The following is a 13,424-nucleotide window of genomic DNA, read 5'->3' as shown; positions in this document are numbered from 1 at the left end:
GGACTACAGCCCGTACCGCTCGATCACCTCCCGGTGCGCGGCGGTGTCCGCACCCGCCGCCTCGGCCAGCTCCAGCCAGGCCAGCGGGTGCGGCCAGGAGTCGGTGAACCGGTGCAGCAGCGCGTCGGCGTCGGCGGCGTGCGCGGTGGGCGGCACCGCGAGGGCCGCGTAGATCCCGGGCAGCACGGCGTCCTCGTCGGCCGGGTCGGTGATGGTGTACTGGTCGCCGCTGTACGCCCAGACCGCGTAGCCCTCGCCCCGCAGCTTCTCGCGCAGCTCGGCCCACGCCTCGTCGCCCGGCCAGCCGCCGTCCACCCAGTAGGTGGTGTAGCCGGCCGGGTCGAGCAGAGTGAGCAGGGCGAACACTGGCGGCCGGCCACGCCGCTCCTCCTCCGGGGCGGACTCGGCGGGCGGCTCCTCCAACGGGGCGGGGGCGAAGACCACCACGTCGCCGTGGTTGAGCGGCACCTCGTCACCGAGCACCGGGAGGATCCGGGCGGTGGCCGGCCCGGTCCGGACGGCGGGCAGGTCCGCGGTGGAGCCGTCCCGCCGACCGGCCCGGACGGTGACGATCTGCCACTCCTCGTCCACCGGGCCCTCGGGCTCGTCGAACTCGATGCCGAGCCGGGCGCCGGCGGAACGGACCACCGTCCAGTCCCGGTTGGCGGTGGCGGCGGTGATCAGGTGCCAGAGGTCGGCCGGCCGGACCGTCCGGTGCAGCTCCTCCTCGGACGCGGTGTCCGCGGGCAGCGCATGGACCAGGAGGTCCTGGTAGAAGCGCTGCGCGGCGATGTGGTCGCCCAGCTCGGTGGCGGCGCCGGCGGCCAGCCGACGGGTGTTGATCCGGTCCGGCTGCGCCGCCAGGATCGCCTCGCACTGCTCCACCACCTCGGCCCAGCGCCCCTCGGCGGCGGCCCAGCGGGCCCGGACCCAGTGGCCGTCGGCCGGGCTGGTCTCCGCCAGCCGGTCGGCGAGCCGGCGCACCCCCTCGGCGTCGCCGGCCTCGATCAGGAAGGCGCCGAGCGTGCCGGGCAGTTCCTCGCCCGCCGGGTCGGCGTCCAGCTGCCGCCAGAGCAGGTCGGCGGCGGCCCTCGGGTGGCCGAGGCCGCCCAGCACCCCGGCCTGCAGGAGGACCAGCGCGGTGGCGCCGGACGGCTCGCCCCGGTACTGGTCCAGGGCGACGGAGAGCAGGTCGGCGCCGGTCTCGAACGGCACCCCGCCCTCGGCGAGGTGGCCGGGCAGGTCCTCCGCCGGGACCGGCAGCCCGGGACGGGGCAGCGCCTCGGCGGCCGCCCGGAGCTCCGCGACCTGCTCGGCGACGCCGTCCCGGCGGCGCAGCGCGCCGAGCTTGCGCTCGCCGGTGGCGGCGAGCGTGAGTGCGACCGTCCGGGCGCCGCGGGCCAGCGCCAGCCGTCCGGCGGCGAGCAGCAGGTCGACGCACGGCCGGTGCGAGCCGGTGCCGTCGAGGTAGCCGACCCAGCCGGCCAGCGTGATGCCCAGCTCGGCGTCGTTCTCCCGGGCGCCGGCGGCGACCAGCAGCTCGACGGTGGTGGTCCAGGCCGGCCGGAGGTCGGCGTGACGCTCCGCCTCGGCCGCGCCGGGCAGGAGGCCGGTGGCCTCGTCGGTGCGACCGAGCGAGGCCAGGGCGCGGGCCCGCAGCAGGGCGCCCCAGCGCCGGTCGCTCTCGTCGACCTCCCGGCCGCGGGCGCGCTCGGCCTGTTCGGCGGTGTCGAGGAGGGCGAGCACCTCCTCGTGCCGGCCGAGCAGGTGCAGGGTCCCGGCGCGGGCGTGGTGGAAGTGGAGCGAGAGCTGCTGGCCGGACGCACGCATCCGGCCGGCGGCGGCGTCCAGGTAGGTCAGCGCCTCGGCGGGGCGACCGTCGTCCTCCAGGGCGTCCGAGTACTCCCGGGAGAGGCAGTCGAAGCAGGCCCGGGCCGGCTCGATCCGCTCCAGGGTCTCGCTGAGCACGGCGAGCCGCTCGGGCACGTAGCCGGGGCCGTCGACCCGGGCGTGGCAGATCGCGAAGTCCTGCACCACGCAGACGGACTGCGGGCAGCCGGCCGTCTGCTCGCGGTGCGCGAACTCCAGCAGGTCGACCGCCTCGGGCAGCGCCTGTTCGCCCTGGTGCCGCTTGTTCAGCAGGTTCTGCATCCGCCAGTGCCGCAGGTAGACCTCGACCCAGGGCAGGTCGAGGGCCCGGGCGGCGGCGACCGCCTCGGGGTAGACGGCGTCGAGCTGCTCGTTCCGCCCCTCGTTGGCGTGGCCGGGGAGCTCGTAGATGGCGTCGGCCAGCCGGTGGTGGCCGGCCTCGGCCAGGCGGCGGTGGGTGTCGTGGACCCAGGCCCAGATGTCGGTGCTCATACCGCTTCCGTCTCCCCCTGCGGGTGGTGCGTCGTCCTGGTGGGCAGTGTGGCGGTCGCCACTGACAAGTCGTTCACTGACGGTGCTTCCGCCGACGGGCCGAGCGCGGGCGCGGCGGGCGCGGCCGAGGCGGGTACGGCAGGCGGCGGGGTGCCGGCGGGATCCACCCGTCAGCCCTCCCCGGCGAGTCCGTCGAGGGTGTCCGGGACGGCGGGCAGGCCGGGCGGGACGGCCGCGGTCAGTGCGGAGACCGCGGTGCCGATCCCGCCGAGCGCGGCGGTGAGGTCGCCGGACGCGCCGCCCGGCGCGGCGCCGGACGAGGCGGCGGCCATGATCACCTTGAGCGAGCGGAGCAGCCCGGCGGCGGTGGCGCTGCCGGTGTGACCGGCCCGGTAGGCGGTGAGCAGGTCCTGGACGGCCGGGCAGGCCAGGTTGAGGTAGAGCCGGGCCTTGACCTCGCCGTCGGTGCGGGCGGTGAACGACCTGGCCAGCCGGAGCGCGGCGGACGGGATCCGGGCGTCGGCCTGGTCGTCCTCGATCCGGGCCTTCAGTTCGGCCTCCCGGTCCGGCACCAGGACGAGCGGCAGCCCGGCCGGGTCGAACCGAGCCGGGACGAGCTGCTCGCCCGGATCGGTGAGGGCGGCGGCCAGCCAGCCGCTCTCGTCCGCGGGGAGCGGGCGCTCCGGGTCGCGGAACAGCTCGCGGTTGCCGCTCTCGCTGCCGAGTTCGACCAGCCGGCAGTCCCGCAACCCGGCGTAGCGGCGCAGGAAGGGCAGCACCGCGTAGCGGTCGCCGCGGGCGATCGGCACCTGCATGGCGCGGTAGAGCATCTCCTCGAAGCCACCGCCGGAGCCGAGCGCGACGTGCACCGCGCCCCCGCCGGCCGCCCGGAGCGCCCCGGCCGTGAGGTCGCCCTGGGAGGTGGGCACCGGGACGTCGTCGGCGAGCAGGGTGAACAGCCGCTCGTCGCAGAGCGCGGCGCCGAGCAGGTCCTGGCCGTGCCGGGCGAGGATCCGGCGCCAGACGGCCGGCCGCAGCCGGGCGGTCTCGTAGAGCCCGTCCACCACCGCGTCGGTGAGCGCCCGCTGGAGGGCGCGGTAGTGGTCGTCGCGCTGGAGGTCCTCGCGGCTGGCGGTCGGGGTCAGCCGGTTGGACTCGACCACCCCGCCGATGAACCCCGCCCAGCCGGGCAGCAGGTCGCGGGCGTCCTCGGTGAGCAGCATGCCGCGCAGGTAGACGGCGAGATCGCGGTTGTCGCTGCTGCCGTAGGTGCCGCCGTCCTGGACCCAGAGCAGGCCGACGGCGTCGGTGCCGCCCTCGGCGGGATCGCCGTCGACGGGACGGACCGGGAAGGCCGTGAGCGGTTCGAAGCGGCGGCCGAAGGCGGTGGCGAACCGCATCCGGGCGGCGTACCCGTCACCGCCGGCCGTCCTGCCGTCGGACCGGCCGGTCGCGCTCCCGCCGTCCGCGGCAGGGCCGCCGCCGCTGCCGTCCCCGCCGGCAGGGCCGTCCTGCCGCCAGGGCACCGGGACGTCGTTGACCGGCCGCTCGTCGTCGCCGACGTAGACCGGGACGGGCAGCAGTACGCAGTACCTGCCGAGCACCTCGCGGAGCGTGGACTCGTCGGCGAGGTGGGCGTGTTCGGCCTTCAGCGCGAGCTCGACCAGGGTGCCTGGAACCGGCCTGGCGGGCACCGGTTCGACGCTGTACTGCTCGCCGCCCCGGCTGCGGTAGCGGTGACCGCGTCGCGGTTCGCGGTGCGAGGTGGTGGTGACGGTGACCTCGTCGGCCACCGAGAAGGCGGAGAGGAAGCCGAGGCCGAAGGCGCCGATCAGCTCCTGGTTGCCGGTGAGTTCGCGCAGCATCCGGGTGTAGCCGGTGCCGACGGTGGCCAGGTAGGCGTGGATCTCCGGTTCGGTCAGCCCGGCCCCGGTGTCCTCGATGCCGACGGTCCGGCGGCCGGCGTCCGCGCGCACCCGGATCAGCGGGCGGTGGCCGCCGGCCGGGTCCTCCAGCCGGCGCCGGGTGTGCGAGTCGTGGGCGTTCTGGACGAGTTCCCGCAGGGCGACCAGCGGGGTGGAGTAGAGGTGGGTGGCGAGGACGTTCACCAGTCCGCCGAGATCGACCTCGGTCGTACGCAGATCCTCGGCGGGGGCATGGTCGGGCGGGAGACCTTCAGACATGGGTCCCCAGTGTGCCAGTGCGACTATCCGGCGACCATTTCTTTCTAGGGAAAGGGGCCCGGTCAACCCCGAGTTGACATCCGGGCGTCAACGGATCGGTTCGACGTCCTTACAACTGCCGCCATCTGAAAGCGAGTTAAAGGATCGGCCGGCAACCGTCGACGCCCTGACGAAGAGCGCGGAAATGCCCGTCAGATGACACCATCGGGCGAATTGCCACCCATTCGGTGGAGTTCGTCCGCGGTGCTGGTGAATGCTGGTCGTGCGACGTCAGGCAACGGCGCTTCGGAGCGGCCACTCCGGAACGCGCCACCATTCGCACTCCACCCTCAGGAGACCACCGTGTCCCGTATCCGCGCAGCCGCCGCCGTCACCGCCCTCGGGGCCTTCCTCCTCGCCGGCATCGGCACCGCCCACGCCGACAACGGCGCCGGCGCGGACCACCACTCCAACAGCAGCGTGGTGAACAACACCGGCTCCAACAACATCATCGGCAACGTCCACGGCAACGTGGTCACGACCCAGCAGACGGCCACCGGGTCCGGCGCCAGCAACCAGAACAACGGCCTCGCCGTGGCCGGCAACTCCGGGAACGTCGGCGCCCTGCAGGGCAATGGCAACCTCGCCGCCCTGATCGCCCCGCACTTCGGCGGCTGATCGGCACTCCTCCCCCGGGCACACCGGCCCGTGCCGAGGCCGGCGCCGCGCCCGGCCCGACTCAGGGGCCGAGCCCCAGGACGGCCCGGCCCAGCCGCACCAGGCAGTCGTCGAGATCCGGACGCGCACCGGACGGACGGTTCCGCACACCGTCGTTGACCAGCGAGAACAGCGCGTGCACCCGGATCCGCGCGGTCACCGCGTCCTCCTCCGGTCGGACCCGGCCGAGCAGGTCGACCCAGGTCCGCAGGAAGTCACGCCGGAAGTCGACCGCCGCCCGCCGGTCCGTCGGCGCCAGCCGCTCGGTCTCGCTCAGCATCACGCCCAGGTAGTCCCCGTTGCCCAGCGCGAAACCCACGTAGGCGGCCAGGCCCGCCACCAGCTCAGCCTCCGGCCCGCCCGGTGCGGCCGCGATCGCGCCCCCCACCTCGTGCCACAACCGCTCCCGGCCGCGCACCAGCGCCACCGCCAGCAGTTGCGCCTTGCTGTCGAAGTGCCGGTACACGCTGGGGCCCGAGATGCCCGCGGCGGCGCCGAGCAGGTCGGTGCTGACGTTGTCGAACCCGCGCCGGTGGAACAGCCGGACGGCCGCGGCCAGCAGCTCCTCGCGGCGCGGCTGCGGCCCCGCCCCGCCCGCGCCGCCGGGCGGACGGGGAGCAGCCGGCCGCGGCCCGGCCGCGGCAGCGTCCAGCCGGACCGCCAGCACCGCCCCGAGCAGGTCGCGGAGCAGCCGCTCGGCCCGGCGCGGCTGCGGGGCGGCCGACAGGTAGGACAGCCCGGCCCCGGCCGACAGTGCCGACCAGCAGATCACCTCGGCATCGCCGGCGGCGAGTTCGGGACGCCCGGCGCGGAGCACGACGACCATCCGCACGACGACCGCACGGAGTTCACGGCGGAGCGCCACCCGCCGGTGCGGCGGCAGCAGTCGGGCGTCCCGCTGCACCAGCGTGCCCAGCGACCGGTGCCCGACCGCGACGGCGGCCAGCGCGGCGCCCAGGGAGGCCGTCGAGTCCGCGGCGCGGACCCCCTCGGCCAGTGCGTCGAGGCCCACCCGGACGGCGCGGTCGAGCAGTTCGGACTTGCTCCGGAAGTGCCGGTAGAGCGCGGGAGCGGTGATGCCCACCCCGGCGGCGACCTCCGCCATCGAGACCCGGTGGTAGCCGTCACGGTGGAACCGCTCCGCGGCCACGGCCAGGATCTGCGCCTGCCGGGCGCGGGCGGGCGGTCGTCGCACCACCACGGCCTCCCGCCCTCCCCGCCTCCCCGCACTGCCCGGCGCCACTCCGGCCCGGTCGGTCTGTCTGTCTGTCTGACGGACGGACGGACGAACGGCCAGACGTTCGGACGGTCGTTCGACCTCGACCGGGGAGGCTAGCAGGGATTCACTTCCGGCCGCCCCCGGCCCCGCGCCTCCGGCCCCGGAAGCGGGTCGGACGCTCCCGTTCCGGCCCCACGCCGACCCTGGACAGTCGAAGCTACCGGGGATTAACTTGTGGGGCGATCACCGGGCCACCCGACCCATCGGCGCCCGGCCCCGCAGCATCCGGCCCACCGAAGGGAGCGCCGTCGTGCGCCGCACCGTGTTCACCGAGGACCACGAGGCCTTCCGGGAGACCATCCGGGACTTCATCGCCAACGAGGTCGTCCCCGTCTACGAGAGCTGGGAGGCCGCGGGCCACCCGCCGCGCGACTTCTACCGCAAGCTCGGCGAACTCGGCGTCTACGGCATCGAGGTGCCCGAGGAGTACGGCGGCGCCGGCGAGAGCGGGTTCAAGTTCCAGGCGGTGGTCGCCGAGGAGACCGCCCGGGCGGGTGTGAGCTTCGGCTCCTCCGGCGTGCACACCGGCCTCGTCCTCCCCTACCTGCTGGAGTACGCGACCGAGGAGCAGAAGGGCCGATGGCTGCCCGGCTTCGTCTCCGGCGACATCATGACCGCCATCGCCATGACCGAACCGGGAGCCGGCTCCGACCTCGCCGGGATCGCCACCACCGCCCGGCTCTCCGAGGACGGCACCCACTACGTCCTCAACGGCGCCAAGACCTTCATCACCGGCGGCGTCCTCGCCGACCTCGTCCTGGTGGTGTGCCGCACCGCCCCGTACGACCCGGAGAACCGCCGGGCCGGCCTCTCCATCCTCTGCGTGGACACCGACACCCCCGGCTACAGCGTCGGCCGCAAGCTGGAGAAGATCGGCCTGCGCACCTCGGACACCGCCGAGTTGGCGTTCAGCGACGTCAAGGTACCGGTGGAGAACCTGCTCGGCGAGGAGGGCCGGGCGTTCGCGTACCTGACCCACAACCTGGTCCAGGAGCGGCTGGCGATCGCGGTCGGCGCGTACGCGGCCGCCGCGGCGGCGGTGCGGTTCGCGGTGCAGTACGTCAAGGACCGCAAGGTGTTCGGCAAGGCGGTCGCCGAGTTCCAGAACACCAAGTTCACGCTGGCCGACTGCGAGGCCCAGGTGGTGGCGCAGCAGTCGATGGTCGACCGCGCGCTGGAGCTGTACCAGGACGGCGAGCTGACCGTCGCGGACGCGGCGGCGGCCAAGCTGTTCTGCACCGAGTCGGCGTCCGTCGTGATCGACAAGTGCCTTCAGCTGCACGGCGGTTACGGGTACATCCTGGAATACCCGATCGCCCGGCTCTACACGGACAACCGGGTCTTCCGGATCTACGGCGGGACCAGCGAGGTCATGCGCAGCATCGTCGCCAAGTCACTCGGGCTGTAGCCGGGCCGGGCCCGGCGGAACCGGGCGCAGGCCGGACACCCGGCCCGCCCGGCCCGCCCGGGCCGCGATCCACCCGGCCTGCCCGGCTCAGTTGGGCGAATGGTGCTCGGTGCGCCACGCCTCCCAGCCGGCCGCCGAGGCCACCTTGGCCTCGCGCAGCGCCCGTTGGGCCAGCGCGGTCGGCGGGGTCTCCAGACCCCGCACCCAGGTGCGGCCGGCCGTGGCCAGCGCCGCACACACCATCACCGCTCCGGCCGCCCCGAGCAGCGCGCCGATGCCCGTGAGCACCGCGCCGCCGGCCAGCAGCGAGCGGTTGACCTGGAATCCGCTGAGAAAACGCTCGTTGGTCACCATGCCTCCACCATGGGTGCAGCCGACGGCCTCCGCACCCCGAGTGGTCCCGTACGGTGACGACCCGGCGGCTCTCCGGGTGCGGGCGCCCGGCGCGTCCGCGACGCTGGGCCGGAGGGGACGGGCACTGCCCGGTCCCCCGGCACGCCCGCCGGACCCCGGCACGCCCGCCGCAGGAGGACGCGTGATGATCGATCTCGAACAGCTCGTCGCGGAGCACGCGGCGCTCGCCGCCGAGAGCCCGCACGGGCGCAGTGCCCACCTCGTGCTGCACGACGGCGTCCTGCGGCAGACCGTGATCGCGTTGACCGCCGGCACCGCACTGGACGAGCACAACGCGCCGACCGCCGCCAGCCTCCAGGTCCTCCGCGGCCGCGTCTCGCTGACCATCAGCGGACGGCGGGTGGAACTCTCGGCGGGCCAGCTGCACCCCGTGCCGCAGGAGCGGCACGGGCTGCTGGCCCACATCGACTCGGTGGTACTGCTGACGGCCGTCACCGTCTGACCACCGGCAGGACGGTCAGTCGGCAGGTCCGCCCGGGGCCGCGGCGGGGCCGTGCCGGCCCGGGCCTGCCCCGCCCCTGAGGACCGAACCGCCGACCAGCTCCAGTCCGCGCAGGAAGTCCCGGCCGCCGGGGGCGAGTTCCGGAGCGGCCAGCCACTGCCCGGCCATGCCCACCAGCAGGGCCTGGTAGAAGACGCCGCGGGCCATCTCCTCCTCGGTGTCCGGCACCTCGGTCAGCCCCTGGAACAGCGCGGACAGTCCGAGCCGTCCGCGCCGCTGCGCATCGGCGAGCGCGTCCCGCAGCTCCGGCACCCGCTCCACCTGCACCATCGCCTCGAACTGCGCGGCCCAGAGGCCGCGGTGCTCGGCGACGGTCTCCTTCACGCCGTCCCAGACGGCGACGAACCGCTCCTCCGGGTCGTCCGACGCGCTGTTGGCCCGTTCCACCACGGCGGCCAGCCGGGCACCCCACTCGCCCGTCGCCTCGATCAGCGCCGCGTTGAGCAGCGCCTCCTTGGAGCCGAAGTGGTAGCCGATGGCCGCCAGGCTGACGCCGCCCGCGGCGGCGATGTCCCGGGCGGTGGTGCGCCCGTAGCCCTTCTCGTACAGGCAGCGCTTGGCGCCGGCCATCAGGTCCTCGCGATTTCCCATGCCCCGATGCTACGTCCCTCCTGGACGGATGTCTTGCACGAGTGTCTGGCTCGCTCGTCTGACTCGCACGTCTTGGACAAGTGATTGAGACGAACGTACTAGACAAGCGTCTGACACGTCCGTACTGTCGTCCCCATGACCGCAACCACCGGCCGCGCAGGCCGCCGCGAATGGATCGGGCTCACCGTCCTCCTGCTCCCGACCCTCGTCCTGACCATGGACATGGGCGTACTCTTCTTCGCCGTCCCCTACATCTCCACCACGCTGGCGCCGAGCGGCACCGAGCAGCTGTGGATCATGGACATGTACTCGTTCCTGCTCGCCGGGCTGCTCCTCACGATGGGAGCGCTGGGAGACCGGATCGGCCGCCGCCGGCTGCTGATGATCGGCGCCGCCGGTTTCATCGGCGCCTCGCTGCTCGCCGCCTACGCGGACGGCGCCGGCCAGTTGATCGCCGCCCGCGCCCTGCTCGGCGTGGCCGGGGCCACCGTGATGCCGTCGACCCTCGCGCTGATCCGGAACATGTTCCACGACCCCAAGCAGCGCCAGATCGCCCTCGGCGCCTGGGGCGGCATCCTCACCACCGGCGCCACCCTCGGCCCGGTCGCCGGCGGCCTGCTGCTGGACCACTTCTGGTGGGGCTCCGCCTTCCTGCTCGCCGTCCCGGCCATGGCCCTGGTCCTGCTGGCCGCGCCCGCCCTGCTGCCCGAGTACCGCTCCCCCCGGCACGGCCGCTTCGACCTGTCCGGTGCGGCGCTCTCGCTCGCGGCCGTGCTGCCGCTGGTCTACGGGGTCAAGACGATCGCGGTGGACGGCTGGAGCCCGCTCCCCGTCCTCGCCGTCCCCGCCGGTCTGCTCCTCGCCGGCGCCTTCTACCGGCGCCAGCGCACCGCCGCCAACCCGCTGCTCGACCTGAGCCTCTTCCGGATCCGCGCCTTCAGCGGGGCGATCGGCGTCAACACCGTCGCGATGTTCGCGATGATGGGCTTCACGCTCTTCACCTCCCAGTACCTGCAGCTGGTCAAGGGCATGAGCCCGCTGACCGCCTCGCTCTGGTCGCTCGTCCCCAGCGTGGGCGTCGGCGCGGCCGTCGGCGTGAGCTCGGCGCTGGCCGGCAAGGTCCGCCCGGCGGTCCTGATGGCCGGCGGCTTCCTGATCGGCGCGGCCGGCTTCGGGATGATGACGCAGGTCGGCGCGGACTCCCCGCTCGCCCTCGTCCTCACCGCAGCGGGCGTACTGGCCGCCGGCACCGTCGGCACCATGACCCTCACCGCCGAGATGGTGGTCACGGCCGCCCCCGTCGACCAGGCCGGTGCCGCCTCCGCCACCTCCGAGACCGCCGTCGAACTCGGCAGCTCCCTCGGCATCGCGCTGCTCGGCGCGGCCGGTGCCGCGGTCTACCGCTCCCGTCTGGAGGGCACCCTCCCCGACGGTCTGGACGGCGCCGCCGCCGACACCGCTCGGGACACCCTCGGCGGTGCGGTCACCGTGGCCGCCCGCCTCCCCGGCCGGCTCGGCACCGACCTCCTCGACACCGCCCGCGTCGCCTTCACCGACGGCCTGCACGTCGCCGCCGTGGTCGGCCTGCTCTTCGCGGTCGCCGCCTCCTTCCTCGCCTACCGCCTGATGCGTCACCTTCCGGCCCGCCCCGCCGTCTGACACCGCCGGCACCGACCGGCACCGACCGGCACCGATCCACCCGCACGCGCGTCATCAGGAGCCCCCGCCCGGTCACCCGGGACGGGGGCTCTCGCCGTCGCCGCACCCGCCGTCGCCGCGCCCGCCCCGGGGCCGGAGCCGGGGCCGGAGGCCGTCCGGGTGCACCCGGCCGAACGGATGTGCCAGGCTGCCGCCATGTCGGACGAGGTGAACCACGGTCGGGTACGGGCGAGTTACGACGCCGTCGCGGAGGAGTACCGGGAGCGGATCGGGGGCGAGCTCGCGTACAAGGTGATGGACCGGGCGCTGCTGGGAGCGGTGGTCGAGGAGGCCGCGGGCGGCGCGGTCGCGGATCTGGGCTGCGGCCCCGGACACGTCACCGGGTGGCTGGCCGAACACGGCGTGACGGCGGTGGGGGTGGACCTCTCGCCGGCCATGGTGGCGGTCGCACGGCGGGACCACCCCGGGGCGGAGTTCCGGGTCGGGGACCTGCTGCGACTGCCGGCGGCCGACGGCGAGTTCGCCGCCGGGGTGGCGCTCTACTCCGTGATCCACCTGGAGGCGGCCGAGCTGCGGCCCGCCTTCCGGGAGATGCGGCGGGTGCTGCGGCCGTCCGGCGTGCTGCTGGTCGCGTTCCACCTCGGCAGCGAGGTGCGACGGCTGGACGAGTGGTGGGGGCACCCGGTCGACGTCGACTTCCACTTCCTGGATCCGGAGGCCGTCGCCGGGTTGCTGACCGAGGCCGGGTTCACGGTGACGGCCCGGCTGGAACGCGGCCCCTACCCGCTGGAGGCGGAGACCCGCCGGGGCTACCTGCTAGCCCGCCGCGACTGACCGGGGCCGATCGCGGGTGACCGGACCGGCCACCCGGGCCGGCCGTCGCCGGTTTCGGCCGTCGCCGCTGTCGGCCGCCGCCCGAGCTGCGGCGGGGCAGCGCCCGTCCTAGGGTCGGCGGGGAGCGCCCGCCACGGCCGCGCACGGTCGGGGCCACGGTCCGGAACCGGCCAACGTGCGGCGCGGAACGGAGGCCCGATGCCGCAGCCGGAGGAGCCGCCGGTCCGTCCACCGCACCGTCCGGCGGACCGTCCGGCGGACGGAGGGTCCGCCGACGACCTGGACGACGGGCCGGGCGACGACCTGGACGACGGGCCGACCCCCACCGGAGCGGCGGGCGGCCAGGCGCCCGACTACCGGTTCACCCTGGCCAACGAGCGGACCTTCCTCGCCTGGATCCGCACCGCGCTCGGCCTGCTGGCCGGCGGCATCGCCGTGGACCAGCTCACCCCCGACGTCGCACCCGCACCGCTGCGGATCGCACTGGCCGTGATCTGCGCGCTCGGCGGGGCGGCACTCGGCGCCGCCGCGTACCGGCGGTGGGTGAAGGTCGAGGCGGCGATACGGACCGGCTCCCCGCTGCCGAGGACTCCGACGCTGCTCGTCCTCTCGGTCGGGGTGACCCTGGTGGCGGCGGTGTTCTGCGGGTTGATCATCGGCTACGCGGACTGACCGGACCGGCGCGTCCGGGCACGCCGGCGCGCCCCGGCCACTGTCCCTGGGCCGTTCCCGCAACATCTGGTTTTTGACCAGCGTTTCCCGGCCGGTGTATACGTTCGCCGGTACGGCCAGGCATACTGGCCAGGTCGGGCGCTTTTGCCCAACTGTGACGGACGCCTCTAGACAAGAAGGGACCGGTGGCCAGGGATGCTGCGGAACGGTCTTGAGCCCTGGCACGTACTCGTGGTGCTGGCTGTCGTAATCCTGCTGTTCGGATCGAAGAAGCTGCCGGAGATGGCCCGCGGCCTCGGCAAGTCGATGCGAATCCTCAAGGCGGAGACGAAGGCGATGCGCGAGGACGACACCCCCGCCCCCGCCCCCGACGCCGCCCCGGGCACCGCGCAGAGCACTGCCGCACCGGCCCAGCCCGCGGCCCAGCCGGCGCAGCCCGCCGTCACGCCGACCCACGTGACCAAGGCCACCGAGCAGCCCCGGTCCACGACCACCGCCTGAGACCGGCCCCGTACCCGGGCCGTCCGAGCGTCGTGTCCGGGCCCCACCACCTGGCCCGGGGCCGTCTGGCCCGAGTGGCCGACCCGACTGGCCGACCCTCTTGATCCGTTATCTCCTGAAATGCACCACCGGAGGAACGGAGTTGAGGGATGCCGACGAACGAGCCGGCCGACCGCCCCGGCGATCAGCCCGACCAGCAGCCCGCCGGCCGGCCCGCCCCACCCCCCGGCGACCGACAGCCCGACGCCCCTCCCCCGGGAGACCGGCAACCGGACGACCGGCCCCGCGGCGGCCGGTCACCGGGCGTCCGACCGCCCGGTGACC

At 74.7% G+C, this 13,424-nt stretch carries 12 protein-coding genes; 7 read left to right on the top strand and 5 right to left on the bottom strand.

Annotated features, from left to right (window positions below):
* Positions 1-3: 3 nt before the first annotated feature.
* Positions 4-2,361: a hypothetical protein gene (locus ACFWOG_RS21780; protein ID WP_380360397.1), complete on the bottom strand. Its 2,358-nt coding sequence runs from the start codon at positions 2,359-2,361 to the stop codon at positions 4-6.
* Between the two features lie 170 nt (positions 2,362-2,531).
* Complete coding sequence (locus tag ACFWOG_RS21775; RefSeq protein ID WP_380360395.1) at positions 2,532-4,544, bottom strand: ATP-binding protein; 2,013 nt, start codon at positions 4,542-4,544, stop codon at positions 2,532-2,534.
* Between the two features lie 342 nt (positions 4,545-4,886).
* On the opposite strand from ACFWOG_RS21775, the gene ACFWOG_RS21770 reads away from it, so the two are divergent.
* Positions 4,887-5,201, top strand: coding sequence for a hypothetical protein (locus ACFWOG_RS21770; RefSeq protein WP_380360393.1), 315 nt, complete (start codon positions 4,887-4,889; stop codon positions 5,199-5,201).
* Positions 5,202-5,262: 61 nt separating this feature from the next.
* On the opposite strand, the gene ACFWOG_RS21765 is transcribed toward ACFWOG_RS21770, so the two are convergent.
* Complete coding sequence (locus tag ACFWOG_RS21765) at positions 5,263-6,438, bottom strand: TetR/AcrR family transcriptional regulator (RefSeq protein ID WP_380360391.1); 1,176 nt, start codon at positions 6,436-6,438, stop codon at positions 5,263-5,265.
* A 331-nt stretch (positions 6,439-6,769) separates the two neighbouring features.
* Between ACFWOG_RS21765 and ACFWOG_RS21760 the strand changes: the two genes are divergently transcribed.
* Complete coding sequence (locus ACFWOG_RS21760; protein ID WP_380360389.1) at positions 6,770-7,927, top strand: acyl-CoA dehydrogenase family protein; 1,158 nt, start codon at positions 6,770-6,772, stop codon at positions 7,925-7,927.
* A gap of 87 nt (positions 7,928-8,014) precedes the next feature.
* Here ACFWOG_RS21760 and ACFWOG_RS21755 read toward each other — a convergent pair whose 3' ends face one another.
* Positions 8,015-8,281, bottom strand: a complete 267-nt coding sequence (locus tag ACFWOG_RS21755; protein WP_329885634.1) for a hypothetical protein — start codon at positions 8,279-8,281, stop codon at positions 8,015-8,017.
* A 184-nt stretch (positions 8,282-8,465) separates the two neighbouring features.
* Here ACFWOG_RS21755 and ACFWOG_RS21750 point away from each other — a divergent pair, with 184 nt between their 5' ends.
* Entirely contained in the window at positions 8,466-8,783 is a 318-nt protein-coding gene (locus ACFWOG_RS21750) for a cupin (protein WP_329885635.1), read from the top strand.
* A 15-nt stretch (positions 8,784-8,798) separates the two neighbouring features.
* Here the strand turns inward: ACFWOG_RS21750 and ACFWOG_RS21745 are convergent, their stop codons facing one another.
* The gene (locus ACFWOG_RS21745; protein WP_329952344.1) at positions 8,799-9,434 is read right to left on the bottom strand and encodes a helix-turn-helix domain-containing protein; all 636 of its coding nucleotides are present in this window, start codon (positions 9,432-9,434) and stop codon (positions 8,799-8,801) included.
* Between the two features lie 135 nt (positions 9,435-9,569).
* On the opposite strand from ACFWOG_RS21745, the gene ACFWOG_RS21740 reads away from it, so the two are divergent.
* The 4 genes from ACFWOG_RS21740 to tatA all read left to right on the top strand — a co-directional run bounded on the left by ACFWOG_RS21740 (position 9,570) and on the right by tatA (position 13,100).
* The gene (locus ACFWOG_RS21740; protein ID WP_380360386.1) at positions 9,570-11,093 is read left to right on the top strand and encodes an MFS transporter; all 1,524 of its coding nucleotides are present in this window, start codon (positions 9,570-9,572) and stop codon (positions 11,091-11,093) included.
* Between the two features lie 195 nt (positions 11,094-11,288).
* Positions 11,289-11,927: a class I SAM-dependent methyltransferase gene (locus ACFWOG_RS21735; RefSeq protein ID WP_380360384.1), complete on the top strand. Its 639-nt coding sequence runs from the start codon at positions 11,289-11,291 to the stop codon at positions 11,925-11,927.
* A 198-nt stretch (positions 11,928-12,125) separates the two neighbouring features.
* Entirely contained in the window at positions 12,126-12,599 is a 474-nt protein-coding gene (locus ACFWOG_RS21730) for a YidH family protein (protein WP_380360382.1), read from the top strand.
* A gap of 195 nt (positions 12,600-12,794) precedes the next feature.
* On the top strand, positions 12,795-13,100 hold the full coding sequence (gene tatA / locus ACFWOG_RS21725) for a Sec-independent protein translocase subunit TatA (RefSeq protein ID WP_380360380.1): 306 nt from the start codon (positions 12,795-12,797) through the stop codon (positions 13,098-13,100).
* The last annotated feature ends 324 nt before the right edge of the window (positions 13,101-13,424 follow it).

Source organism: Kitasatospora sp. NPDC058406 (assembly GCF_042722765.1).
In the GTDB taxonomy this organism is placed as follows: domain Bacteria; phylum Actinomycetota; class Actinomycetes; order Streptomycetales; family Streptomycetaceae; genus Kitasatospora.
The sequence above is the reverse complement of the archived record's forward strand: the minus strand, read 5'-3'. Positions and strand labels throughout refer to the sequence as shown.

What these genes read in the sequence shown, in the direction of transcription:
- ACFWOG_RS21735 (WP_380360384.1), top strand. Translation starts at nt 11,289, where the DNA reads ATGTCGGACGAGGTGAACCACGGTCGGGTACGGGCGAGTTACGACGCC.
- ACFWOG_RS21755 (WP_329885634.1), bottom strand. Translation starts at nt 8,281, where the DNA reads ATGGTGACCAACGAGCGTTTTCTCAGCGGATTCCAGGTCAACCGCTCG.
- ACFWOG_RS21775 (WP_380360395.1), bottom strand. Translation starts at nt 4,544, where the DNA reads ATGTCTGAAGGTCTCCCGCCCGACCATGCCCCCGCCGAGGATCTGCGT.
- ACFWOG_RS21740 (WP_380360386.1), top strand. Translation starts at nt 9,570, where the DNA reads ATGACCGCAACCACCGGCCGCGCAGGCCGCCGCGAATGGATCGGGCTC.
- ACFWOG_RS21730 (WP_380360382.1), top strand. Translation starts at nt 12,126, where the DNA reads ATGCCGCAGCCGGAGGAGCCGCCGGTCCGTCCACCGCACCGTCCGGCG.
- tatA (WP_380360380.1), top strand. Translation starts at nt 12,795, where the DNA reads ATGCTGCGGAACGGTCTTGAGCCCTGGCACGTACTCGTGGTGCTGGCT.
- ACFWOG_RS21750 (WP_329885635.1), top strand. Translation starts at nt 8,466, where the DNA reads ATGATCGATCTCGAACAGCTCGTCGCGGAGCACGCGGCGCTCGCCGCC.
- ACFWOG_RS21780 (WP_380360397.1), bottom strand. Translation starts at nt 2,361, where the DNA reads ATGAGCACCGACATCTGGGCCTGGGTCCACGACACCCACCGCCGCCTG.
- ACFWOG_RS21745 (WP_329952344.1), bottom strand. Translation starts at nt 9,434, where the DNA reads ATGGGAAATCGCGAGGACCTGATGGCCGGCGCCAAGCGCTGCCTGTAC.